The 24,164-nt window shown below is 69.6% G+C and carries 25 protein-coding genes; 13 read left to right on the forward strand and 12 right to left on the reverse strand.

What is annotated here, in order from left to right:
- Positions 1 to 16 precede the first annotated feature (16 nt).
- Positions 17 to 577, reverse strand: coding sequence for a TetR family transcriptional regulator (locus tag IPH07_34175; GenBank protein MBK6922488.1), 561 nt, complete (start codon positions 575 to 577; stop codon positions 17 to 19).
- Positions 578 to 757: 180 nt separating this feature from the next.
- Between IPH07_34175 and IPH07_34180 the strand changes: the two genes are divergently transcribed.
- Positions 758 to 2,143: a cytochrome P450 gene (locus IPH07_34180; protein MBK6922489.1), complete on the forward strand. Its 1,386-nt coding sequence runs from the start codon at positions 758 to 760 to the stop codon at positions 2,141 to 2,143.
- A gap of 53 nt (positions 2,144 to 2,196) precedes the next feature.
- Here IPH07_34180 and IPH07_34185 read toward each other — a convergent pair whose 3' ends face one another.
- The 5 genes from IPH07_34185 to IPH07_34205 form a co-directional block, all read right to left on the reverse strand.
- On the reverse strand, positions 2,197 to 2,664 hold the full coding sequence (locus IPH07_34185) for a DNA starvation/stationary phase protection protein (protein ID MBK6922490.1): 468 nt from the start codon (positions 2,662 to 2,664) through the stop codon (positions 2,197 to 2,199).
- Between the two features lie 54 nt (positions 2,665 to 2,718).
- A complete protein-coding gene (cydB, locus tag IPH07_34190) occupies positions 2,719 to 3,735 on the reverse strand; it encodes a cytochrome d ubiquinol oxidase subunit II (GenBank protein ID MBK6922491.1) in 1,017 nt (338 codons plus the stop codon).
- A 36-nt stretch (positions 3,736 to 3,771) separates the two neighbouring features.
- The gene (locus IPH07_34195; GenBank protein ID MBK6922492.1) at positions 3,772 to 4,287 is read right to left on the reverse strand and encodes a hypothetical protein; all 516 of its coding nucleotides are present in this window, start codon (positions 4,285 to 4,287) and stop codon (positions 3,772 to 3,774) included.
- Positions 4,288 to 4,427: 140 nt separating this feature from the next.
- Complete coding sequence (locus tag IPH07_34200) at positions 4,428 to 6,458, reverse strand: hypothetical protein (GenBank protein MBK6922493.1); 2,031 nt, start codon at positions 6,456 to 6,458, stop codon at positions 4,428 to 4,430.
- Positions 6,459 to 6,599: 141 nt separating this feature from the next.
- Positions 6,600 to 7,766: an FAD-dependent monooxygenase gene (locus tag IPH07_34205; GenBank protein ID MBK6922494.1), complete on the reverse strand. Its 1,167-nt coding sequence runs from the start codon at positions 7,764 to 7,766 to the stop codon at positions 6,600 to 6,602.
- 69 nt (positions 7,767 to 7,835) lie between these two features.
- Here IPH07_34205 and IPH07_34210 point away from each other — a divergent pair, with 69 nt between their 5' ends.
- On the forward strand, positions 7,836 to 8,477 hold the full coding sequence (locus IPH07_34210) for a TetR/AcrR family transcriptional regulator (GenBank protein ID MBK6922495.1): 642 nt from the start codon (positions 7,836 to 7,838) through the stop codon (positions 8,475 to 8,477).
- A 124-nt stretch (positions 8,478 to 8,601) separates the two neighbouring features.
- A complete protein-coding gene (locus tag IPH07_34215) occupies positions 8,602 to 9,735 on the forward strand; it encodes a hypothetical protein (protein MBK6922496.1) in 1,134 nt (377 codons plus the stop codon).
- 22 nt (positions 9,736 to 9,757) lie between these two features.
- On the opposite strand, the gene IPH07_34220 is transcribed toward IPH07_34215, so the two are convergent.
- Positions 9,758 to 10,147 (reverse strand): GFA family protein, encoded by a 390-nt coding sequence (locus IPH07_34220; protein MBK6922497.1) that lies wholly within the window; start codon positions 10,145 to 10,147, stop codon positions 9,758 to 9,760.
- Positions 10,148 to 10,410: 263 nt separating this feature from the next.
- Here IPH07_34220 and IPH07_34225 point away from each other — a divergent pair, with 263 nt between their 5' ends.
- Positions 10,411 to 11,433 (forward strand): rhomboid family intramembrane serine protease, encoded by a 1,023-nt coding sequence (locus tag IPH07_34225; protein ID MBK6922498.1) that lies wholly within the window; start codon positions 10,411 to 10,413, stop codon positions 11,431 to 11,433.
- A 6-nt stretch (positions 11,434 to 11,439) separates the two neighbouring features.
- Here IPH07_34225 and IPH07_34230 read toward each other — a convergent pair whose 3' ends face one another.
- Positions 11,440 to 11,997 (reverse strand): GNAT family N-acetyltransferase, encoded by a 558-nt coding sequence (locus tag IPH07_34230; protein ID MBK6922499.1) that lies wholly within the window; start codon positions 11,995 to 11,997, stop codon positions 11,440 to 11,442.
- Positions 11,998 to 12,125: 128 nt separating this feature from the next.
- On the opposite strand from IPH07_34230, the gene IPH07_34235 reads away from it, so the two are divergent.
- From IPH07_34235 to IPH07_34245, 3 genes are all read left to right on the forward strand, one after another.
- Positions 12,126 to 13,118 carry an NADP-dependent oxidoreductase gene (locus IPH07_34235; GenBank protein ID MBK6922500.1) on the forward strand — a complete coding sequence of 331 codons (993 nt, stop codon included), beginning with the start codon at positions 12,126 to 12,128 and terminating at the stop codon, positions 13,116 to 13,118.
- A gap of 95 nt (positions 13,119 to 13,213) precedes the next feature.
- Positions 13,214 to 14,071, forward strand: coding sequence for a helix-turn-helix transcriptional regulator (locus IPH07_34240; GenBank protein MBK6922501.1), 858 nt, complete (start codon positions 13,214 to 13,216; stop codon positions 14,069 to 14,071).
- A gap of 8 nt (positions 14,072 to 14,079) precedes the next feature.
- Positions 14,080 to 14,985 (forward strand): aldo/keto reductase, encoded by a 906-nt coding sequence (locus tag IPH07_34245; protein MBK6922502.1) that lies wholly within the window; start codon positions 14,080 to 14,082, stop codon positions 14,983 to 14,985.
- An 88-nt stretch (positions 14,986 to 15,073) separates the two neighbouring features.
- Here IPH07_34245 and IPH07_34250 read toward each other — a convergent pair whose 3' ends face one another.
- Both IPH07_34250 and IPH07_34255 read right to left on the reverse strand, forming a co-directional pair.
- Positions 15,074 to 15,649 carry a hypothetical protein gene (locus IPH07_34250; protein MBK6922503.1) on the reverse strand — a complete coding sequence of 192 codons (576 nt, stop codon included), beginning with the start codon at positions 15,647 to 15,649 and terminating at the stop codon, positions 15,074 to 15,076.
- A gap of 93 nt (positions 15,650 to 15,742) precedes the next feature.
- On the reverse strand, positions 15,743 to 16,357 hold the full coding sequence (locus IPH07_34255; protein MBK6922504.1) for a class I SAM-dependent methyltransferase: 615 nt from the start codon (positions 16,355 to 16,357) through the stop codon (positions 15,743 to 15,745).
- Between the two features lie 104 nt (positions 16,358 to 16,461).
- On the opposite strand from IPH07_34255, the gene IPH07_34260 reads away from it, so the two are divergent.
- Positions 16,462 to 17,295 (forward strand): hypothetical protein, encoded by an 834-nt coding sequence (locus IPH07_34260; GenBank protein MBK6922505.1) that lies wholly within the window; start codon positions 16,462 to 16,464, stop codon positions 17,293 to 17,295.
- Positions 17,282 to 18,256, forward strand: a complete 975-nt coding sequence (locus tag IPH07_34265; protein MBK6922506.1) for a sel1 repeat family protein — start codon at positions 17,282 to 17,284, stop codon at positions 18,254 to 18,256. The genes IPH07_34260 and IPH07_34265 overlap by 14 nt, the downstream gene beginning before the upstream one ends.
- A gap of 43 nt (positions 18,257 to 18,299) precedes the next feature.
- Here IPH07_34265 and IPH07_34270 read toward each other — a convergent pair whose 3' ends face one another.
- Entirely contained in the window at positions 18,300 to 18,695 is a 396-nt protein-coding gene (locus tag IPH07_34270; protein ID MBK6922507.1) for a DUF1801 domain-containing protein, read from the reverse strand.
- Positions 18,696 to 18,984: 289 nt separating this feature from the next.
- Between IPH07_34270 and IPH07_34275 the strand changes: the two genes are divergently transcribed.
- From IPH07_34275 to IPH07_34285, 3 genes are all read left to right on the forward strand, one after another.
- Positions 18,985 to 21,330 carry a dockerin type I repeat-containing protein gene (locus IPH07_34275; protein MBK6922508.1) on the forward strand — a complete coding sequence of 782 codons (2,346 nt, stop codon included), beginning with the start codon at positions 18,985 to 18,987 and terminating at the stop codon, positions 21,328 to 21,330.
- Positions 21,331 to 21,427: 97 nt separating this feature from the next.
- Positions 21,428 to 22,603, forward strand: a complete 1,176-nt coding sequence (locus tag IPH07_34280; GenBank protein MBK6922509.1) for an FAD-binding domain — start codon at positions 21,428 to 21,430, stop codon at positions 22,601 to 22,603.
- Between the two features lie 198 nt (positions 22,604 to 22,801).
- Positions 22,802 to 22,993: a hypothetical protein gene (locus IPH07_34285; GenBank protein ID MBK6922510.1), complete on the forward strand. Its 192-nt coding sequence runs from the start codon at positions 22,802 to 22,804 to the stop codon at positions 22,991 to 22,993.
- A gap of 68 nt (positions 22,994 to 23,061) precedes the next feature.
- Here the strand turns inward: IPH07_34285 and IPH07_34290 are convergent, their stop codons facing one another.
- Positions 23,062 to 23,445 carry a hypothetical protein gene (locus IPH07_34290; protein MBK6922511.1) on the reverse strand — a complete coding sequence of 128 codons (384 nt, stop codon included), beginning with the start codon at positions 23,443 to 23,445 and terminating at the stop codon, positions 23,062 to 23,064.
- A gap of 581 nt (positions 23,446 to 24,026) precedes the next feature.
- On the opposite strand from IPH07_34290, the gene IPH07_34295 reads away from it, so the two are divergent.
- The gene (locus IPH07_34295; protein MBK6922512.1) at positions 24,027 to 24,164 is read left to right on the forward strand and encodes a hypothetical protein; all 138 of its coding nucleotides are present in this window, start codon (positions 24,027 to 24,029) and stop codon (positions 24,162 to 24,164) included.

The raw sequence follows: 24,164 nt of genomic DNA on the forward strand, positions 1-24,164 counted from the left end.
GACGCGCCGCCGTTCGTCACGCGGTGCTCGGCAGGTAGCCGGCGAGGTAGCGCTCGAGCATGCGCTTGGTCTCGGTGACGATGGCCGCGGCGAGCGAAGGATCGGTCTCCCGCGCCAGCACCAGCATCATGGTCGCGACCGTGTTGACGACCATCGTCGCAACCACGCGGCGGGTCGCCTCGGGCAAGCTCGGGGCCCACGCGCCGAACAACGCCGCGGTCGCACCGATGAGCTCGCGCATCAGCGCCTGATCGGCCTCGGCGTACTCGCCGTACAGCTCGAGGTTGCGCCACACCGCCTGCATCACGGTGCTGCGGCCGTGCAATCCGACGAAGCCATCGATCACGCGCGCCAGCAGATCCGGCCACGGCGTCGCCAACGCGTCGGCACCCACCAAGGTCGCATAGCCCGTGCTCGCCTCCAGCAGACACCGCTGCGCAATCTCGCGGAAGACGGCGTGCTTGTTGGGGAAGAACTGATAGACCGAGCCGATCGAGGTGCCCGCACGCGCGGCGATGCCCTCCATCGTGGTGTCTGCGAAGCCGAAGCGCGCGAACGACTCGGCGGCCGCCTCCACGATCCCCTCGAGGCGGCGTTGACTCCGCACCTGGGTCGGACGCCGCCGCGCCGGGCCCTCGACGACCGCCGCCGCACGGGCGCTTTTCCCCGTGGTCTTGGAGGCTTGGCGCTGTTTCGCCGGTGTGCTGCGAGGCGGCAACTTGCCAAAAAATGAGGCTCGCCTCAGATATTGTCAAACATGAGGACGCCCTCACATTTGGTCGAGCTCCCCGACACGCATGAGGGTCTGCCGCCCGGTCCCGGCGGCCTGCCGTGGAGCGGCCTCGCGCTGCTGCGCGACCCGCTCGGCAACCTGACGCAGGCCCACGCGCGCTACGGCGATGCGATGACGTTCCGCGTCGGCCCGCTGCGCTTCGTCGCGGTGGCCGACCCCGCGCTCGCGCAGCACGTGCTGGTTCGCAACCATCGCAACTACGTCAAGAGTCGCAGCTACGCGGGACTCCGACTGGTGCTCGGCAACGGCCTGGTCACCAGCGAGGGCGAGGTGTGGCGACGGCAACGCAAGCTCGCGCAGCCGGCATTCCACCGCCAGCGCCTCGCCCGTCTCGCCGAGACCATGGCGACCTGCGTCGACGAGCGCATGGGCGAGTGGGCCGCCCGCAGCGACACCGCGATCGACATCCACGGCGAGATGATGCAGCTGACGCTGCGCATCGTCGCCCGCACGCTCTTCGGCACCGACCTCGCGGCCGACGGCGGCGACGTGCTGGCGCAGCTCGGCCCCGCCGTCACCGAGGCCCTGCACAAAGCCGAGCAGTATGCAGAGTCGTTGATCCGCTTGCCGCTGTGGCTGCCGACCAGCTCCAACCGCCGCTTCGCCAAGGCCAAGAAGCTGCTCGACGGCATCGTGCACGGCATCATCGAACGCCGCCGCAGCGGCGGCGAGGCCCACGACGACGTGCTCGGCATGCTCATGTCTGCGACCGACGAGCACGACGGCGGCGGCATGGACGACGCACAGCTGCGCGACGAGGTGATGACGTTGTTCATGGCGGGGCACGAGACCATCGCGACCGCGAGCACATGGACGCTGCTGCTGCTGCACCAACACCCGGAGATCGCTGCGCGCGTGCGCGACGAGGCCCGCAGCGTGCTCGCGGGCCGCCCCCCGAGCTTCGACGACCTGCCGCGACTGCCGTACCTCGGCCAGGTCATCGACGAGTCGATGCGTCTCTACCCGCCGGTGTGGATCGTCGAGCGCCAGGCGCTCGCGGAGGATCAGCTGGGCCCGTGGCGCATCCCCAAGGACACCATCGTCGGGGTGTCGCCGTGGCTGATGCATCGCCACCCTGGGCTGTGGGACGAGCCGCTGCGCTTCGACCCCGATCGCTTCGCACCCGAGCGCCTGCAGGAGCGCGCCAAGCTGGCCTACCTCCCCTTCGGCGCCGGCCCGCGGATCTGCATCGGCAACCACTTCGCGCTGATGGAGGCCAAGATCATCCTCGCGACGATCGTGCAGCGTTGGTCGATCTCGGTCGACGCGCCAGAGGCGGTGCGCTTCGATCCCAGCGTCACGCTGCGCCCAGCCGGCGGCTTGCCGGGTCGGCTGCACGCGCTGGCATGAACCCGCGCGCGCCGGCGAGACCGGCGCGCAAGCGGCCGTGAACCGAGCGCGTGCTACTCGAGCAGGCTCCGCAGCATCCACGCGGTCTTCTCGTGCACCTGCATGCGCTGCGTGAGCAGATCGCAGGTGGGCTGGTCGTTGGCGTCGGCCGCGGTCTGGAAGATCTCGCGGGCGGTGCGAGCCACGGTCTCGTGACCGTCGACCAGGCGACGAATCATGTCCTGCGCCTTGGGCACGCCGTCGTCCTCCTGGATCGCCGACAGCTTGGCGAACTGCGCGTAGGTGCCGGGCGCCGGCAGTCCGAGCGCACGGATGCGCTCCGCCACGAGGTCCACCGCGAGCGCGAGCTCGTTGTAGTGGGTCTCGAACATCAGATGCAGGGTCTGGAACATCGGGCCGGTGACGTTCCAGTGGAAGTTGTGGGTCTTGAGGTAGAGCGTGTACGTGTCCGCCAACACGCGCGCGAGGCCGTTGGCGATGGTCTCGCGCTTGGCCGCGTCGATGCCGATGTCGATGTTCATCGTGATCCTCCGGTGGGGTGTCCGATCTACCGCATTTTCGCGGCGATCTGACGCTCAATAGCTGTGCTCGTCGAGCTTCACCTTGCCGCGGAACACCCAATAGACGATGACCGTGTAGGTCGCGACCAGTGGCATGCCGACCACCGCGATGACGAGCATGCGCCCGAGCGTGCCTTCGGAGGCGGCCGCGCGGTGGATCTCGAGGCTATGGGCCGCATCGATGCTCGAGTGCACGAGGTTCGGCGCCAACGCCACCGCGACGAGGCCCGTCAGCGCCGCGATCGTGCAGCACGACGACACGAACGCCGAGCCGGCGCGGCCCCGGTGGATTGCGCGGGGAATGTTGGCGATTGCGAGCACGTGCAGGACCACGAGGATCCACGCGACCGGCCAGCGCGAGAGCCCTGCGGTCGCGTGGGGGATCCCCAGCACCGCGCTGAGCGACACCGCCAGCCATGCGGCCAGGAACGCGACGAAGCTGCGCCACATCCAACCCACGGTGCGGCGCTGCAGTGCGCCCTCGGTCTTCAGGTGCAGGTAGATGCTGCCGTGCATCGCCGCGGTCGCGAGCGCGAGCACGCCGACCAGCAGCGGGAACGGCCGCACGAGATCGCCGAGTGTACCGACGAACTCTCGATCGGCGCCGATCGGTACCCCCTGCACCACGTTGCCGAGCAGCACGCCACCGACGAATGTCACCGTCGCGCTCGATGCGAAGAACGACGCGTCCCACCAGCGGCGCCATCCTCGACGATCGACCTTGCTGCGGAACTCCAGCGAGATCGCGCGACCGATCAACGCGAACAGGATCACCATCACCGGCAGGTAGAAGCCGGAGAACAGCGTCGCGTAGGCCTCGGGGAAGGCCCCGAACAGCGCGCCGCCGAAGGTCACCAGCCACACCTCGTTGCCGTCCCACAGCGGCCCGATGCTGTTGAGCGCGAGCCGGCGCTCTTGCTCGTCGCGCAAGAACACGTGCAGGATGCCGACCCCGAAGTCGAAGCCGTCGAGGATCGCGTAGCCCATCAGCAGCACGCCGACGAGCGCGAACCACACCCACGCGAGATCCATCAGGCACGCCTCCGGCCGGCGTGCGCGGTGCGTGGGCTAGACGCGGTTCCAGATCGCGAATTGATCCTCGACATCGGACAGCGGCATCGCCATGGTCGCGTAGCCGTCACCGAAGTAGATCACGTCGCAGACGAGATTGCAGCCGTTCGACTCGCAGTCCCCCGCCAGGGCGCAGGAGAGCTCGAGCTCCCAGCCCGCGCAGTCGAGCGGGGTCCACGGGGTCTCGCCGTCGGCCGCGGGCGCACGCGCAGCGTTGCTCACGAGCCGCGCCTCGGCGCAGGTCAGGGACAGCGACAGCTCACCGTTGCCGCGGTGGAGCTCGCCCTCGACCTCGTAGTTGATGCCGTAGGTCTGCACGCCGCCGACGAACTCGACCTCGCCGAGCGTGCCCTCGAGGTCGTCTCGCAGCAGCATCACCGGGGCGCCCTGCGGCGCATCGGAGTCCCAGCCGCCGGCGAACCGGGTGGCCGTGACCCCTTGATCGCTGCTGTCGGATCCCTGGCAGCTCGGCATCGCAGCCGCGATCGCGAGGAGGAGTGTGGCTCGGCGCATGGTCGTGATCCCGCGCCCGAGAGATCGGCGCGCAGCCCGGGATATCGCGGGGCCGCCATGGCCGGCAAATTCCCGGCGGATCCGGGCGGCTACGCCGCAGGCGACGTACGAGCCGTGCACGTCGCCTGCGGGCGGGGACTTCACGGCCGCTGTTCGGCCGCGAGCACCTCGGCGAGCTGCCGCTCGGCCTTGCCGTCGGGCATCGACATCACGCCGATCGACACCTCCGGCGGCTCCGGCAGCGGGGACATGGGGTCGACGTCGCCACCACCCTCGGAGCACATGCAGTCGAACCCACCTGCCCTGGCGAGTAGCGCGGTCTCCGGGCACATCGCATCGACACGCGCGAGATCCCCGAGCGGCGGGCCGCCCCACGTGTTGGTGCTCGAGCACCCACAGTCGTCGTCCATGAACTGCCCGAGCGGACACGTCACGGGGGTCTTGCACTCGCTCCCGGTCGGTGCACCGCCGCCGAACTCCCCGCACATCTCGTCGGCGGCCGTCGAGTCGTGGTCGTCGGGCACGGGATGCGACTTGCGCGGATCCTCGCCGGGCTTGCGCTTGAACAACGCATCGAAGAACGCTCCGCGGTCGGCAAACCCATCCTTGGTCAGCACGCCCATGCTGAGGAGCTCCTGACACGCGGGGTTCTTCGGATCGAAGCCCCCGGGCTCGAGGCCGCCCGCCGCGTCACCGCCGTCGGCTGCACCCGTGGCCTCACCTTCGTCACCCTCGCCACCGGTATCGCCACCACTGGCGCTCGTCGTGGTGCTGCTGCTCGACGTCGTGGTGCTGCTGCTCGTGGTGCTGCTGCTCGACGTCGTGGTGCTGCTGCTCGACGTCGTGGTGCTGCTGCTCGACGTGCTGCTGGTCGTTCCGCTGCTGCCGGGGCAACCGCTGACGCACACGGGGTCGCCCGCCGCGTTGTTCTCACACTTTGCGCCCGGCTGATAGCACCCCGCCTCCCGCGCACGATCGATGTAGTCCATCCCGGTCGTCACCAGCTCGACCGCTTCGATCCATTTCTTCACCGCGTAGACGATCCCCTGTTGACCAGGGTTGGTGATCCAGCCCGACCCCGGGATCCAGCCCGTCGGATTGAGGGCCGGGCCGTCGGCGAGCGGATTTCCCTCATCCGTCGCAAGGCACTCCTGCATGGACGTCAGCAAGCCCATGCCGTCGGCGATCTCCTGCGCCATGCTCGCGGAGCAATCGTCTTCGGTGAATCCATCGAGCGGGCTGGTGCTACCCGACATCGCACCTCCGCTGGCGCGATTGTCACAATAGTCGCTCAGCCACGAGATCTCGTCTTCGCTGAAGCCATAGCTTCCCTGGAGTTCGTCTTGCAGCGGCGTCGCCCCGCCGGGCATCTTGCCGCCGCTCTCGGCGGCGAGCTGCTCGCACATTTCCTCGATCGTTCCCCAGCCGCCGGGCGTACCCGTGGCCGCACAGCTTCCGCCGGCAACGATGGAGGCCGGCGCAAGCACACCGCTCTTGTACGTCGGCCCCGCCAGGTCGCAGAGCGCGTCATTGACGAGCACGTCGCCCATGATCGTCGCAAGATCACTGCGTGCGATCACGTCGGCGTCGAGGCCGATCATCTGCTCCACCACCACGCGCGCAGCGGCTCCTCGAATCGCTCGCTCGGCGAGGTCGTTCCGGTACGCGACCCGGACGTGGACGCTGGGCGCAGGCTCGTCGGCGAACCACACGACATCACGCATGCGATTGGCGTTGGCCGCCGACACCGCGACCACGGCGGGATCACGCGACCATGCGGTGCAATCCTGGTAGCTGAGCAGCAGACCTTCGAGCCCATCGGCGCCCGCCTCTGCGACGTACTCGAGGAGGTCGTCTTGACGCACGGCGCACTCATCGGGCGTCAGGTAGCGCAGCACTGCGAGTTCTGCACGCGTCACACGGGCGTACGCCTTGCCGTCGCGAATCGCGTACGAGTGTTGAATTGCGGAGAACATCTCGCCTCCCGCGTAGCCCGTGCCACTGACCCACTCGGAATGGCGAGAGCGGAACTCCGCGAGCGCCGAGTTCGCGTTCACCGGATTCTCGGCAGCGTTGGCCTGCGGCACGAAGTACGTGGAATCCGGTAGCTGCCCGACGGCGGCGACCAGCAATGGCGTGGCGATGCATGCGGTGATGAATGTGCGCTTCATGGCAGCGCCCGATTCATCAAGTTGCGTGCCAACCCGAACGCAACGCCGTCATCGTGGATTCATGTGAGGCGCTCGCACGACGCGTCGTGAGCCGCACAGCGGGACAGGTGCCGGTGTCCCCGGTGTCACCAGGGCGACGCCTCAGGCGACGTACGCCACGATCGACTCGATGGTCCGGCTCGCGCGACTCGCCGGCGTGATGCGCACCAACAGATCGCGGGCCCAGCACGCGAGCGGTGACTCCCACTGTGCGATTGCACCGAGGCGACGGGCGCCGCGCTGGATGTCGTCGACGCGTGCGCGCCGGCGCTGCGCCCAGGCATGGAAGGCATCGGCGGCGCGCACGTGGGCGACCAGCTCGCGGGCGAGCACGACGGCGTCCTCGATCGCCATCGCGGCGCCTTGCCCGAAGTTCGGCGTCATCGCGTGGGCGGCATCACCGATGAGCCCGACCGGGCCGTCGTGCCAGCGCGGCAGCTCGATCTCTTCGATGTCGTGGTGCAGCAATCGCTGCTGGCCGTCACCCATCGCGGCGGCGACGGCGGTGAACGGCCCCCCGAAGGCCGCGAAGCGCTCGCGTACGCTCGCAACCGTCGCAGCCCCGTGCTCGCCGGCGGTGCCGCGGGGCGCGTTGGCGACCATGAACGCGTAGACCTGCTCGCCGACGAGCGGCACCAAGCCGACGCGCTTGCCCTCGCCCCACATCTCGACGGCGCGCTCGAGCCCGCCCGCGACGGCGCCGGTCCAACGCCAGCAGGTGTAGCCGGCGTAGCGCGGCTCGATCGCACCGAACGCCAGCGCACGCACGGCCGAACGGACACCGTCGGCACCGATCATCGCGCGGTGCTGTCCGGTCACGCCGTCACTGCGCACCACCTCGACGCCGGTCGGGGTCGACACGAAGTCGCGCACGGTCGTGCCGCAGGTGACGCGCACGCGCGCGCCGTGGAGATCGCCGGCGTGCTCGAGGCCCTGCGCGAGGACTTCGTGGAGATCGCCGCGGTGGATCGCATACGCGTCGCCGTGTCGCGCCGCGATGCCGGCGAGGTCGGTCATCGACAGCACGCGGCCGCTCGCATCGGTGATCGCCGCAACCCCCATCGCGCGACCACGCGCGGCCACGGCCGCACCGACGCCGATGCCCGCGAGCGCCCGCATGGCGTTGGCCCCGAGCGTGATGCCAGCTCCCTCGGCGCGCAGGCTCGGCGAACGCTCGAGCAGATCCACGTCGATACCCTCCTGCGCCAACGCGCGCGCCAACACCAGGCCGGCGATGCCACCACCGACGATCAGAACGGACTGTCTCATCTGGACTTCACTCCCTCGCGACCAAGCCACCTGCGCGGCGTCGGCTTGGTTATGATGCGAGCGCCGCGATTGCGGCACTCGCAACTGCGCATGGCCGTCGACCCTCGCAAGTCCCCGAAACAACGGCGTTCTCGGGTCACCATCGACGTGATCCTCGAGGCCACGGCTCGCATCGTCGGGCAGGTCGGGCTCGATCGCGCGACCACCAATCGCATCGCGGAGGTCGCGGGCGTGAGCATCGGCTCGCTGTATCAGTACTTCCCCGGCAAGGAGGCACTGCTCGCCGCGCTGATCGAGCGCGAGGCGAGCGCAGACCTCGAGGCCCTGCGCGTGCACTTCGAGGCCAGCGCTTCGTTGCCGCTGGCGGTCGCCATCGATCGCGCGTGCGAGGAGCTCGTGGCCCGGCACGCGCGCAACCCGGGGCTGTACCGATGGATGCTCACCTACGTGCCCGCGCTCGGACAACACGCGAAGATCCGCGCCATCGCGGCGCAGGGGCGCGCGCTGCTGCGGGACATGCTCGGACGCCGTCGCGGCGAGCTCGATCGCGAGCTCGAGCCGGCACTCGCCGCGATGATCCTCGGCAGCGCGATCGAGGCCGCGGTGCACACCGCGATCTTCGAGCGCCCCGAGACCCTCGGTGACGGCACCCTCGCGCGCGAGCTCGGCCGGCTCTGCCGTGGCTACCTCGGGGTGTCGTCCGACGATTGACACCAGCGGTGCAGGTCACCGCTGGCCAGGCGGCGAACGAAGCTGACGCAAACACTGCCAACCGTGAGGGGGCGCTCCGGTTTCGTCAGGCATCCGGGTTCCCAGGCACTACACTCATCGAGTCGTGCGTGGGTCCGTCGCTACCATCGCCTTCGCGAGCACTGCGTCGTTCGCCTGTGCAGACGCGCGCCCACGCGTTGCCACCGACGACACGGTCGCGCCCGATCCTGCCGTACCCCGGCTGGTCCGTGCGACGCCACGGCGAGCGTTCCCGACCGATGGGCTCGACATCGTGATCGCCCGCGATCGCATGCTGCTGGGTGACGTGCGGGTCGCGAAGATCGTCGCGGGGCGCGTCGCGGCCGACGAGGTCGAGCACCATCGTGTCGCTGCGCTGGCGCAGCAGCTCCGTGATGCCCCACCGACGGTGCCCGTGGTGATCCGCGCCGACGAGCTCACGCGCTTCGGTGCGGTGATCGACGCGATGTACACCGCCCACGGTGATGGCCGCGACGAGTTCGCCATCGCCGTGGCACCCGTGAACGCCGATGGCGTGGCCGGTGTCATCAGCGTGATTCCGTCGCGGACGTGGGACCACGACATCGACGAGGGCGTGCACGACCTCGTGTGTTTCACGGTGGCACGCGTCGCCGACGCCACGGTCGAGCTCGAGGTGTGCGGCGAAGCGCCGAGCCGTTTCGCGCTCGATGACGCCGAAGGCATGCGCGGTCACCTCACAGGTCCCGGCTGGAACCACCACGTGCGGGTGGTCGCCGATGCGGACGCGCAGTGGTCGAGCATCGTACGCGTCATCGATGCCCTCGGTGGTCCGCCGTGGGACCACGATGCCATCGACGCGCGCACGATTCGCCCGCACTACATCGTGCTCGACCTCGATCCGCGGATCCCGTGGCGCGCAGGCCGATGGGATCAGCTGCGCGTGCGGCTCGCGGACATCGAGCTGATCGAGTACGCCGATCGCCGCCGCGATCGCGCAGCGCTCGAGACACGGGCCACCGCCATGATCCCCGCGCTCGAGCGCTGTCTACGGGGCTCCGACGAGCTGCGATTGCGCGTGCCCGACCGCATCACGATCGTCCTGGCGACCCATCCCGAGCTGGGCGACGTCGCGTTCACGGCCGATCGCAGCGCGCCCGCGTGCGTCGCGACGCTGGTGGCCCCGCTCGCCCCGCGCATCGTCGAAGTGGTGCCCGGCGACGCCGAGCTACACTTCGCGATCGACGTGCCCCCCGAGTGACCTCCGCCCGAGGCGCCTCCGATCAGAACCAGTAGTCCGCCACGCAACGACCATCGCGCGGTAGGTCGTCGAACGTGTCGAGCCCATCGAAGTGATCGATCGGGATGTGGCCGACCGCCTCGGGCGCCGCGAGTCGAAGATTGACGGCAAGGCGCCGGCGCCCCTCGCCGTCGAGCTCGCGCGCACGCCAGAAGCCCACGCATCCGCACGCTCGACAGAAGTGGAACTCGATCGCGCGGCCACGCACGTAGGCCTGCGTCTCGCCCTCCACCGCGACCCCCTCGCCCTCGAAGTCGTAGCCCCAGAGCGCGCCGTAACGCCGACACACGGTGCAGTTGCACGCCGTCGCGCCGTCGACCTCGGCCGTGAATCGCCAACGCACCGCGCCGCAGTGACAGCTCCCCTCGATCATCGCCAATCCTCGTCCGCGACCGCGCGACGGCGCCGCGCCGGCACGCTAGCGCGCGGTCCTGTGCGAGTGCAACCGTCGGCGACGCGCCCCGGCTGGCTGGCTCAGAAGCGGATGCGAATGCCGCCCGGCCGAAGCGCGACACGTCGACCCGCTGCTCCGGCGAAGCTCGGTCGCCGCGATCGATGCGCCCCGAGGAACGACCCGGCGACGATCGTCCCGACGCCACGCGGGGTCGGCGTCGTGCGATGCTCGGGCTCCGCACCGTGCTCCACCTCGTCGACGTCGCCGATGCCCGATCCGCCGAGCGCTTCGTCGATCGTTTGCTCGTCGCGGGCATCGATTCGACGGTGCGCGAGGGTGCCGATGGTGGACGCGAGCTGTGGGTGGTCGACGACGATCGGCTCGAGGCCGCGCAAGCGGTGATCGCTCGCGACGACGACGACGAGCGCGAGACTCGGCGCAAGGCCAAGGCGCTGCGCGCCGAGCAGGCCGCGAGCCATCGCGATCATGCCAGCCGCTCGGTGGATCTCCGCAATCGTTGGCGCAGCGCCACCGGCACGGAGCTGTCGCCGCTGACGACGATGCTGGTGGTCGCGAGCGCGATGGTGGCGTGGTCGACCTCGCTGGGAGATCCTTCGACGCCGACGCTGCAGGCGCTGTCGATCGAGCCATGGCTCTCGAGCGAGCGCTTTGGGCAGGTGATGCAGGGTGAGATCTGGCGGTTGTTGACGCCGATGTTCATCCACTTCGGCTTCTTCCACCTGCTGTTCAACATGTCGTGGGTGCTGACGTTCGGGCCGCAGATCGAGCGCAACCATGGCTTTGCGACCATGCTCGCGCTGGTGGTGCTGAGCGAGCTGGCGGGCTCGATCCCGCAGTACTACGCGACGGGACCGAGCTTCGGCGGCATGTCGGGCGTGGTCTATGGCCTGTTCGGGTTCGTGTGGATGCACGCACGCTTCGGGCCCTCGGGCCGCTATGTGCTCACCGATCGCGAGGCCGTGTTGTCGATCGTGTGGCTCGTCGCCTGCGGTAGCGGTTGGTTGGGCCCGATCGCGAACCTCGGGCACGCCGGCGGTCTCGTCGTCGGCCTGCTCATGGGCACGCCCGCGTATGTCCAGCACCTCCGCGCGCGCCGCAGCGGGCTCGCAGCGGTCGAGCACAGCTGGGCCAACACCTACGGCACGCCGTGGCTGCGGTTCCGCCACCGCGTCATCGCGGGCTACGTGCCGCTGTGGCTGTTGTTGATCGCGATCGCCGTCGGCATCACGGACGTGCTGCGTTGACAGCCCTCATCCGCGATGCCACGCGGACGACAACAGGCCGTACACGTAGAAGTCGCGCCGCTGCCCGCGGCACACGCGGAAGCTCCGCAGGCAGCCCTCGCGCTCGAAGCCCAAGCGCTCGAGCAGACGCTGCGATCGAAGGTTGTCGTCCCGGACGTAGGCCTGCGCGCGATCGATGCGATCGTGGGCGAAGGCCCACCCCAGCACCGCCGTTGCCGCTGCACCCATCAAGCCGCGGCCCCACTGCGGCTGCGCCAGATCGAACGCGACCTCGGCCCAGCGGTGGGCAGCCGAGTACTCGTTGAAGCCGCAGGTTCCGACGAGCACGTCGCCGTCCCGTACCACCAGGCCCCACTTCGATGGCTCCCCCGCGGCCCAGCGCGCGTGCGCCCTCGCGATGATCGCCTCCGCTAGCGACAGCGACGGCTCGGGATAGCTGGTCCGCTCGGTCACTGCGGGGTCGCGGAGATAGTCGAACAGCGCCGCCGCGTCCGAGGCCCGCAGCGGGCGGAGCACCGCCGCTTCGAGCTCGAGCGTCGGCGCAACGTCCACTGCATCGACCACGAAAGCCACTCCCTCTCGCCGCCGGCAGCGGCAACACGAGCGTAGCCCGGCCGCCGCGGGCGTGACAACGATCAACGGGGGCACGAGGCCCGTGCGCACCGCTCGTTACTGCTACGCTCCGCGCCAACATGCGTGCCGCCGTGATCCACCGCTACGGCGGTCCCGAGGTGTTGTCGCTCGAAGATCGACCCGATCCGAGCGTCGGCGACGACGACGTGCTCGTCGCCGTGCACGCGGCAAGCCTGAATCCCATCGACTACAAGCTGCGCGAGCGCAAGGCGTGGCCGCTGCTTCGCCCGCGCTTTCCGGTCGGCCTCGGCTGCGACGTCGCTGGGGTGGTGCTCGCCACCGGCTCGCGTGTCGAGGGCTTCGCGGTCGGCGACGAGATCTTCGCGCGACTCGAGAAGGACCGCATGGGCGGCCTGGCCGAGCGCGTGGCGGCGAACGCCACCGTCGTGGCGCGCAAGCCCACGCGTTGCGACTTCGTGCAGGCGGCCTCGATCCCGCTCGCGGGGCTCACCGCCGTGCAGGCGCTGCGCGAGCACGCCGCGCTACAGCCGGGGCAACGGGTATTGATCCACGCGGGTGCCGGTGGGGTGGGCTCGCTCGCGATCCAGATCGCCAAGCTGCTCGGAGCGCACGTGCTCACCACCTGCAGCGAGCGCAACCGAGAGCTCGTGACCGAGCTCGGCGCCGACGAGGTCATCGACTACACCCGCGAGGACGTCGCCGCACGCGCGAAGGACGTCGACGTCGTGTTCGACACGCTCGGCGACGCCTCCGAGGTACGCTCTCTCGGCATCGTGCGGCCGGGGGGCGTGGTGGTGGGCGTGAGCGGCATGCCCGATCCCGACTTCCCGCCGCTGCCGTGGTTCGCGCGGCCCATCGTTCGTTGGCGCACGCGCGCGCGTCGGAACGCCGCCACTGCGCGCGGTAGCCGATTCGCATATCTGTTCATGCGTCCCGACGGTCGGCAGCTCGCCGAGCTCGCCGCGTGGATCGACGAGGGCCGAGTGCGACCGATCATCGACCGCGTGTTCCCGCTCGCCGACGTGCGCGAGGCGTTCGCGGAGCTCGAGCGCGGACGCGCGCGCGGCAAGATCGTCGTCACGATCGCGTGACGTGCGGTCAGGCGTACGGCGGCCTGCACCGGCTCGGGCCGCGCCGCCAACATCGCCCAAGTCGCGGGGACGCTCGCAGCCTACACTGGTGGTCCTTGCAAGCCACCGACGACCGACGATGCCTGCGCTTCTGGCAACCCGACACGCGCGCCGTGATCGGCATGCTGCGGCTCGAGCACGAGGACCGCATCAAGACCACCTGCGCGGAGCACTTCTCGGTCGTCGTGGTCTACGAAGGTGCGTTCGATGGCTGGTACGGTGGCAGCGTGCAAACCCACGTACCGGGTGCGCTCAAGCTCAAGGAACCCGGCGAGGTCCACCGCGGCGTGCGGGTGCACGCCCCCTTCACCCTGCAGGGCGCCGCGATCGCAGCCGAGCAGATCGCAGCAGCCGCCGACGCGCTCGGCGTGCGTGGAGCCCCTCACTTCCGCGCCCACGGCTTCGCCCCCGACACGCGCGCCGCCGGGTTCGCTCGCGCGATGCACGAGGCGCTGACCTCGGCGCGCGCGACCGAGCTCGAGCGCGCCACCCTGGTCGCCGAGACCCTGGCCGAGATCGTCGGCCGACGACGCATGCGACGATCGCTCCGCGCCGTGCAGCGTGCCCGCGCCTACCTGCGCGAGACCCTGAGCGAGCGCATCACGCTCGACGCGCTCGCCGAGCACGCCGCGCTCGACAAGTTTCATCTCGCCCGTGCGTTTCGCAGCGAGGTCGGCCTACCGCCCTACGAGTACCTCACGCACTTGCGCGTCGATCGTGCGCGCGAGCTGCTGCGAAACGGTGCGCGCGTCGCCGAGGTCGCCCACGCGGTCGGGTTCTACGACGAGAGCCAGCTGCACCGACACTTCCGTCGCATCATCGGGGTTGCTCCCGGCGCGTATGCGCGCAGCTTCGGGAGATCGCGAGCGCGCCGCCAACATCGCCCAAGCCCCGCGCGCGTGCCCGGCGAATGATCCGATCCATGACCGATCGAGACCACCATGCCCACCCGCCGGCGACCATCCGACTCGGCGACCTCGAGGTTGCGCGCATGGGCTACGGCGCGATGCGCCTGCCCGGCAAGGACGTGTGGGGCGAGCCCGATGATCCCGCGCGGGCGCGTGCGGTGCTACGTCGCGCCGTCGAGCTCGGCGTCGAGCTCATCGACACTGCGTGGTTCTACGGGCCGCTGGTCGCCAATCGCCTGATCGCCCAGGCGCTGCGCCCGTATCCGAGCAATCTGGTGATCGCGACCAAGCTCGGCGGCAAGCGCCTGCCCGACAAGGGCTGGGCACCGGCGCTGCGCCCCGAGGAGCTGCGCAAGGGCGCCGAGGACGACCTGCGATCGCTGGGCGTCGAGCGGCTCGACGTCGTGCACCTGCGCCACATGCCCGGCGCCGGCGTGCCGCTGATGGAGTCGCTCGATGTCCTCGTCGCGCTGCAGGCAGAGGGCAAGATCCGCCACCTCGCGCTCAGCAACGTCGGCGCACGCGAACTCGAGCAAGCACTCGCGCGCACGCCCATCGTCGCGGTGCAGAACCTCTACAATGTCGGCGGCGGCGACGGACCGATGGCGCGCCAGGCCCACGCCGTGGTCGAAGATCCCGAGGGCGTGCTCGAGCTGTGTACACGCAAGGGCATCGCGTTCCTGCCGTTCTTCCCGCTCGCGGTCGGCAACATCGCGAGCGAGCGAACCGCCCTCGCGGCCATCGCCGAGCGCCACCGGGCCAGCCCCGCTCAGATCGCGCTCGCGTGGCTGCTGGCGCGCTCGCCCGTCATGCTGCCGATCCCCGGCACATCCTCGCTCGCGCACCTCGAGGAGAACTGGGCCGCGCGCCGCATCGCGCTGACGCCCGACGACGTCGCAGCGCTCGCGGCCGAGGGTTGACCAGGGCGCTTCGCGCCACGCGCCGGCGAGCGCGACCGCCACGCGTGTCGGCGGCGCGAGGCCGGATCGGCCCCGTTGGGGTGGCGCGCTAGGGTCCGCACTGCGGTGGCATCGTGCAGTTGCGCGTCGCGAACTTCCGATCGGCACCGGCCGGCAGCAAGAAGCCGAGCGTGTAGCCGATCGGCATCGGCTGCGGGTCACCCGGGCACGGCGAGCGCATGCGTTCGATGAACGTCACCGTCGCGCCATCGTCGACGATGATCGTGCCGGCGCCGGCGGGGGACAGCGTGCGGTCCTCCACCATCAGCTGCAGCTTGCCGAAGTCGATGCCGCTCGCCACGCCGCGCGGGCACGAGAATCGCTTCGCGAATGCGGCCTCGCTGGCGATGGTGCCCAGGCCAGCAGGTCCACTGCGTCCGGTACACTCGGTGGGCGCGGCCCACGGTTTCAGCGGCCTCGCGGCCGAGAGCCCCAGCAGGGACGGCGAGCACGGGTCGATGGCCTTGGGCTGTGCCTTCGTTTCGACCTTCGTCGCTGCCTCGAGCGCGGCGTCGAGCTCGTGCTTCGGTGGCGGCTGTCGCTCGGGCTTCTCGTCCGGTCGTGAGGAGCACGCGAGCAGCGTGGTGAGAGCGACGGCGATCCTTCGCGCGTGGGTGCGTCCCATCGCGCGCGAGCATACTCGCTCGCGCGCGGATCTGGCGACGTTGGGGACTCGACGAACCGCCTGTTCGACGGGCCGGCGCGCCCGGGCACAGCGTCAGGGGACGCGCTCGGCCGCGAAGTAGTGGTTCTCGCCCCCGTCGACCCACGACCTCATCGGCGTGAGCCCGGCCGCGATCATGCGGGCGTGGTACGCCGAAGCGCCGAGCGACTGCGACGATCGTTCGGTCAGTACGTCGGTCCACGAGCACGCCTGCGCGGGCGCGCTGAAGAGGAAGCGACCTCCGGGTCGCAGCGCCGAGGCCACCCGGTCGATCACCGCCAGCTGCACCGCCTCCGCGAGCAAGAACATCAGGCCGACCGCGACCACGCCGTCGAAGCTGCGACCGAAGAAGCTCGAGTGCTCGACCGCTTCACAGATGACGCGCGCGTCTGGGCAACGGCGGCGGAACGCCGCCACCAGCGTCGGTGCGGCGTCGATGCCATGGAGCTCGAAGCCGTCGTCGAGCAGCGCTTGCGAGATCGGTAGGCCGTGGCCGCAGCCGAGATCGAGGATCGACGCGCCCGGCGTCAGACCTCGGGACCACGCACGCACGGTCTCGAGGCCGATCTCCCCGCGGCCGCGGCGGGTCATGAACTCCGTCGCGACCCCCTCGTAGCCGTTCGAGGCCGCTTCCGCGCCCACGCAGGTCGGCTCCGGTCGCGCGGCCATGGCACGACGCTAGCAAAGTCGGCGCGCCGATGGCCACCGCGCCGGCCGACGTGCTAGATGCGACGACAATCATGGCGTGGCGAGCTCTGAAGGTACTCCTGTCGATGTCGTTGGGACTCGTGGCCTGTAGAGCCGGAGTGGTCGGTGAGGCGGTGCGGCCCGTCGATCCCAAGGGTTCTGCAGCGCTCGACGGCAACCCGACCAAGTGTCGCTCGACCGCAGGCCCAGCCGAGCCGCTCGTGGTCGATTGGAAGTCCGACGCGCGCGCCGAGCTCGAGCTCGCGATGCGCGGCGGTGTCGTCGTCGTGCGCTACGACTGTGAGCAGCTCGCAGTGCTAGACCGCTGTCGCCTCGACGGCAGCTACGCGTTTGCTGGCGTGACACGAAAGGAAGAGTCGGTGCAGATCGTCAATCGCGACGAGCTCGCCGCGAACGTACCGCTCGCGAAGGCGACCTTCAGCGCCGCCCTCGACCGTGGTAGCAGCCTCGACATCGCGTTGGTGATGATCGGCAAGCAAGCGACGACGGTCGGCTCTGCGATGCGCCCGCAGCTGCAAGGCGAGTGCGATGGCGCCACCCACTACGTGCGTGGCGCCTACGTCGGCGCATTTGCGCTGCGCACCGGCACCGCCGGCAAGGTTCAGGCGGTGGCCGACATCTTCGGCGCGGGGATCAAGGCAGGCAGCGCCAGCGATCGCAACACGGCGACGAAGGAGGGCGAGCTCGATGCCTGTCGGGCCGCGACGGCGCGCGCTGAGGTGCCGCCGGAGCAGTGCGGTGCGGCGATTCGACTGCAGCTCGAGCCGATCGGCGACGCGGGCTCGAAGCCGAGCGACGACAAGGGCGAACGCAGCCCGTGTCCGTCGGGGATGGCGCTCAGCGAGGGCAAGTGCTCGGCGTCGGTCGCTTCGAAGGCACACCTTTGTGATCCCAAGTGACAAGGCCGAGTGCGAGGCGCAGTGCGAGCTCGGCGATTCCGGCAGCTGCTACAACCTCGGCGTGCAGCGTGAGGTCGGCGACCTCGAAGGTGCGCTCACGGCTTACGAGCGCGGCTGCGACGGCGGAAACGCGCGAGCATGCTCGGCGGCGGGCTTCGCCTGGATGACGCGACGCATGCAGGCCAAAGACGATCAGGCCAAGCTCGACGCACGACTGAAGGCCGAGAACCGTCTGGCACAAGCCTGCGATCGCGGCGATGCGTGGACCTGTTGGAACACCTCCACCTGGTACCTGCGCACCGGCGCACTCGAGGTCTTCCCGCGCGATCCCACGCGCGCGATGTCGTTGCTGCGGCGCGGCTGCGACCTCGGCTACGCGCCGAGCTGCAGCAGCCTCGCCGACACGCTGATGGCCGGCAAGGACGCGCCGCGCGACGTGCCGGCTGCGCTCGGGCTCTTGGTGCGCGGCTGCGACGGCGGCAGCGCCGAGGATTGCACGCGTCTGGGCGACACCCAGCGGCAGGGCAAGCTCGTGATGAAGGATCCCGCGGCCGCGGTCGCGGCCTATCGCAAGGGTTGTGATCGCGGCGGCGCGATCGCGTGCTTCAAGGCCGGCACGATGCTCGCCAACGGCGAAGGCGTGTCGAAGGACGACGCGGCAGCGGTCGCGGTGTGGTCGCAAGCCTGCAACGAGAACATCGCCGGCTGGGACGCCTGCAAGTCGCTGGGTCAGGCACTCGAGCGTGGCGAGGGCACGGCCAAGGATGCCGAGCGCGCGGCCGTGGCCTACCAGCGTGGCTGCACGCGCGGCGGGTGCCTGCGCGCCGGCGAGATCTACGAGAAGGGTCTCGGCGTCACGGTGGACTTGACCAAGGCCCGCGAGGCGTACGACCAGGGCTGCAAGCGCTTCGCCGACGCGCAGGCGTGCAAGGCCCTGAAGCGCCTCGGCGCAGGTTCGTAGTCGCGGGCCCGCTGCCCGCATCACCGCCGCCCGCGGCGTCGCGCTACCAGTCGCCCAGCTTCTCGAGGACGCCTCGTCGCTTGACGATGTTCTTGTAGTCCCACTGGATCGTCTTCGCCTTGCGCAGGCATCGCTTCACGACACGAGCATCGAGCTGCGCGAGGTCAGCGAAGCGCAGCTCGGCGGCCTTGAACTTGCCCTCGGCGTGCAGCGCCGGCTCGTCGAACGACTGACCGCTCCAGAACAGCAGCTGCACGTCCTTCTTCCGCACCCAGTAGCCGACCACGGGGTTGTCGGCGAGAAACCAGACCGGACCTCCGTGCCAGAGCTTGCTCTGTGCGCGGGTGAGCCCTGCGTCGATCAACGCCGCGAGCGCGTCGCAGATCGCTCGGGCGTCGTCGGTTTGCGCGGCGTTGTAGGCTTCGATGTCCGAGTGCATGGGGTCCTTCCGTTGGTGCGGGTGACGATCGCGTGGCCGCGGCCACGGCGAGTCTACACGCCCGTGGCGGCGCGCCACGACCACGCGAGAACGCTGACGCGGCGGAGTTATCGCGCGCGCGCGGTCCGGCAAGTGGATCGCGGCGGCGCGCGCATCGGCTCGATGGAGATGTACGGCCACACGCACTCGAGCCTTCTGCGAGGGGCCGAGATCGTCGCCTGAAGCGCGCCTGAGCGTCGATCTCGTTGCCCCGCCCACTTCAGGACGCCGGACACCCCGGAAATCGACCGTGGTCATGCGTCCGTCTGGCCGCGACCGGCAACTAGCCTGCGTGCGCCGACGTCACGCATTCTCCACCCTGTTGACCCTGGTCGCCGCCGTGAGCGGTTGCGACGTCTACGAGACGCGACCGCAGGAACCGCCGCAGGGTGACCGTGAGGGCCTGGGCGCGCGGTACGTGACCGCATTCGGCGACACCGTGTCGTTCGAGCTCGATGCCCTCGAGGTGCCGGGCGACAACGCGGGTGTGCGCGGCTTCGTGGCGATCACCCCGGCGACGCGCTCGCTGATCGCGGCGGTCGTCGTACGCGACGCCGGTGGTCAGGCGTGGCCGCTCGATGAGCTCCTCGGTGCCGCGCGCATCGACCCCGTACTGCGGCTGCGTTTCGACAACGGCACAGTCATCGACATCCCTGGACGCTCGAGTCTGACCGAGCTCGCCTTCGACCTCAGCGAGGTGGCACTGCCGCGGGGCACCAACCCCGAGGTCAGCGTGCTGCTCGGCGGTGACAGCATCGGTGGCGGTCACGCGGTTCACGTCGCGCGCATGGGCGACGTCGACCTCGACGGCGCGGTCGACTCGTCGGACCTCGTGACCCTGTTCGCAGCTGGTCGCTACGAGACCGGCGAAGCCGCGAGCTACTCCGAGGGCGACTTCAATGCGGACGGCGTGTTCGACTCGAGCGATCTCGTGGCGCTCTTCGGCGGCGGCGACTATCAGGCCCCCGGGGTCGCGACCCCGAGCGATGACGAGCTGGATGAGGCGCTGATCGTGCGCGACTATCCGCCGTACTGGCTCGCATCGGGGGAGGTCGCCGATGCGCTGTTCGAACGCCAGGCCGAGGTCGACGATGCACTCGCGTCGGAGAACCTGACCACGCCCCAGCGCGACGCGTTGAACGAGCAGCGCGAGGCACTCACGCGACAGATCGAGGCGGTCCGCGGTGCCAGCTCGCGACCGGACCTCAACTACAACGACATCGACCTGCTCGGCTACGAAGGATGTGCGGTGACCTGTTGGCTATCGGCGCGTTCGATTGGCGCAACGCTCTGGGAGGTGGAACGCACCGAATCGGGCACATTCTGCGAACAGTGGCACGACGACGACTGCGCCGGGGAGCTCGCAGTCGACGGGCGTTTCCCGATGAGCTGTGATCCGGTCGCGGGGCACGGCGGTCACGCGGACGCGCCTGGCATCGAGGGCTGGCTCGACGGCGCGCACTATCAGTACCAGGCATGCGGTCCGCACGACGTGCAACCACCGCCGCTGGGCTCGGGCAGCTCGGCCGCCACTGCGGAATGCGAGCAGCACGTCGCGTTGACCATGCACTGCGAGAACTTCGGCAAGGCCTGTGGGCAGACCGGCGCAGGCGCGGCGGCCTGCGACTATCGAGAATCGCGCGAGGCCGACGTCCACATTGGTGCGGCGACGCGACGGGCGCAGGGCTCGGTACTCGCGCCGCGGGCCGAGATCAAGGGCAAGGTCCAGTTCTCGTCGACGCTCGAGAGCGAGTTCGGCGTCATGATCACGCCCGCGACGCAATCATTGACGGGTGTCGGGATCGCGAACTCGGATGACGTGCCCACGGCCAACGACCCCTGCGAGGAACTCGAGGGCGACGCAGTCGGGACCATCGGTGTCGAATGCTACATCGAGCAGGAGTTCCTCGCGGCCAAGAAGCCCAAGGTGGCGTGCAAGCTCTTCTTGCGCGGCGAGCTCAAGGCGACGATGTCGGTGGCGGATGCGAGCGCCTGCATCGGTAAGCTCATCGGTGGCGACGAGTCGGGCGCGCGCGAGATCCAGGGCGCGGGTACCCTCGAGAATCCCGTCTATCGCCACCTCACGGTGACCACCGGAGGCATCGCTGAATCGGCCGTGCGAGACCTCCCGCTCGATCCTCTGGGCATGCGAGTCGAGAATCGTACCCACGCCGAGACGGTCACGGAGGAGGACGTCCACCCCGAGTTCGGTCTCGTCGGATACACGACGCTCTCGTCGACCGCCCAAGCCTGGGCGGACGTGTCGGTCGCAGCGACCTTGAGCGTCGACGGGCCCGGCGTGGGTGCAAACACGGTGTGCCTCACCGCCCGCCCGGCGGGTCTGCCCGAGTCGAGCTTCGTGCAGGATCACCTCCTCGGTGCCCACGACGACGAGAACGCGGCACGATTCGGCCACTGGTGGGGCTCGCAGCTGAGCCTCAACTGCGACGACAAGTGGAGCTTGTTCCCGCTCGCGCAGCGGCTGCCGCTGCCGTGCGCGGCCGAGCTGGCAGAGCAATCGGTGGGTTGGGAGTGCAAGTTCGACGAGTTGTGCGGCGCGACCGTGGGGACCTGCATCACACCCGAATCGGTGTGACCCGCCCTCGGCGCTTGACATGCGTCGGCAGCGTGGCATCTTTAGACCAGCGGTCGAACCGATGGTTGCACCGCTGGTTGAACAGGGACACGCAAGCATGGACATCCTCATCGTCGGCACCGGCATTGCCGGGCCCACGCTGGCCTACTGGCTGCGGCGCGCGGGCCATCGGCCGACGCTGGTCGAGCGCGCGCCGCAGCTGCGTACAGGCGGCTACCTGATCGACTTCTGGGGCGCCGGGTTCGAGGTCGCCGAGCGCATGGGCATCGTGCCGGAGCTGATCCGGCGGGGCTATCGCGCGCGCGAGGTCCGGCAAGTGGATCGCGACGGCGCGCGCATCACCTCGATGAACCCCGAGGTGTTCGTGGGCTCGCAGTCGCGCTACGTGAGCCTGGCCCGCAGTGATCTCGCCGCTGTGGTGTACGACACGCTCGCGGGTGAGGTCGAGACGATCTTCGACGACACCGTGCGTGTGCTCGATGACGACGGTCGTCGCGTGCACGTGGAGTTCGAGCGCACGACCGCAAGGGAGTTCGATCTGGTGGTGGGCGCCGATGGTCTACATTCCGCCGTGCGGCGGCTGGTGTTCGGCCCCCACGGCGACTTCGAGCGCTACCTCGGCTTCAAGATCGCCGCCTTCGACCTGGTCGGCTTCCGGCCGCGCGAGGAGTCGGTCGCGACCCTCTACACCGAGGTCGGCCACCAGATCACGTCGTTCCCCATGCGCGACGACGCCACGATGATCGCGATCACCTTCATCGATGAGCGCCCCGAAGTGCCGGCGACGCGTGCGGAGCAGGAGGCGCTGCTGCGCTCGCGCCTCGCGGGTGCGGGCTGGCACGCGCCCGAGATCCTCGCGCAGATGTCGGCGGCGGAGGGCCTCTACATGGATCGCGTGAGCCAGATTCGCATGCCCGGGTGGTCGCGCGGTCGTGTGGTGCTGCTCGGTGATGCCGCCGCGTGTCCATCGCTGCTGTCGGGCCAGGGTTCGGCGCTCGCGATGGTCGAGGCCTACGTGCTGGCCTCGCAGCTGGCGCACGCGCCCGATCACGAGGCGGCCTTCGCCGGCTACGAGCAACTGCTCGCGCCGCTGCTGCACTCGAAGCAACAGGCAGCCCAGCGGCTTGCGCTCGCGTTCGCCCCGAAGAACCGATTCCAGTTGTTCGTGCGCAACGGCGTGATGAAGCTGATGGGAGTACCGTGGGTCGCGAGGCTCGCCGCCGGCAAGAGCTTCAACGACGCCATCCGGCTGCCGCCGCCGCCCGACACGTGACCACCGAACATGCCCCGACCGCGCTTCCACAAGCTTCCCCCCGAGCAGCAGCAAGAGATCGTGCGATCGTGTTCGGCGTGGGCCAGGCCATCGACACCTGGCTGCTCACGCAGGAGCTCGACGCCAAGTCGCTGCGAAAGTACGGCCCGATCTTGATCGGCATGTTCCGACGAACCCTGTCACCCGAGGAGCCCTGAGATGGACATGTACGGCCACAAGCACTCGAACCTGCCGCAGAAGACGGTGATCGTCGCGATCGAGCTGGTGCTCCTCGGGATCGCAGGCCTCGTGCTGTTCGGCCCGCTGGGCGCCAGCATCCGCGCGGCACCAAGTGACACGACCGCCGAGTACCAGCCGGAGGCGATTGGAATTCTGCGTGGCTTCGGATGATTCCGGTCCCAGCCGCGGAGGTTCGCTTACGGCGGGGGCTTTTCTTTCGTAGGGTCGAGTCTTCGAGATTACGGGCACTCGACCGTGTCGGTGACTTCGCAGTCGATCCCCCACGCGCTGAAGTCGGCGCAGTCGCTCGTGCCGAAGGGCTGTCCTTGGCAGGGCTCGAAGATCTCTCCGCGCAGGGTGCAGCGTAGGATTTCTCCGTAGCTCGTCACGTCCGTGGTGCTCCAGGCCTGCACGTATAGGAAGCCGAAGCTGATGAGTAGGTCGGTACCGGAGCAGCCGATGTCGCAGTAGGACTCGGTCAGCTCGGAGACGTTGCCTTCGAGGGAGGACAGGAGTGCCTCGTGAATCGCACACTCGAGGTTCGGATCGACCGCCTCCTGGTTCGAGCCCGGATCGCGGGAGACCGGCTCGCAGGGCACAGGCGCGTCGCATCGCTCGAGCATCGACGCCGGCAGTGGGTCCCCCGTCGTCGTGTCCTCGCCCGTGTCCGAGGTTGCACCACCCGAAGCGCCCCCTTCGTCCTCGATCTGCTCCGGCCCACATCCGAGCGCCAACGTCCCGACAACAAGAGCCCCAACCAAGCCACGAATACCCACGGCTGGGAGGCTAGCACAGCTCGGCCGGCGGACTACTTCTCGAGTGACGCCGTCGCCAGCAGCGTGATCTCGATGCGCCGGTTCTTCTTCTTGCCGCGCGAATTCTTGTTGCCGTGGGCCAATCGAGTCACCTTGTGCCCAGCCTGGCTCAGCATATCCCTGAGCGGCCGGCTCGGGCCAGACGACTTCGAGCCGTCTTCATGGAAGCAGTTTCGGGCAGCAAGTTTGACGGGCCCGTCCACAGGCCTGCCGGGCCAGCCGCGGTGGACATCGGGCCGAGGGCGCGCTGCACTGCGCGGCAAAGACTCGGTGATCGCGGCGCGCTCGTGCTGGCGCACGAGCAGCAACGCCGGGCCGCGGCTTGGGCCGCGGCTTGGCCCACCGCTGTGTCACGACGCCCTACGTTCCGCGTACGACCGCGCGCAGCGATGCGGTGGCAGAACCGATTCCAGTTGTTCATGCGCAACGGCGTGATGAAGCTGATGGGAGTACCGTGGGTCGCGAGGCTCGCCGCCGGCAAGAGCTTCATCGACGCCATCCGGCTGCCGCCGCCGCCCGACACGTGA

The sequence above is a fragment of the Deltaproteobacteria bacterium genome (assembly GCA_016709225.1).
GTDB classification, from domain to species: Bacteria; Myxococcota_A; Polyangia; order Nannocystales; family Nannocystaceae; genus Xiheibacterium; species Xiheibacterium phototrophicum.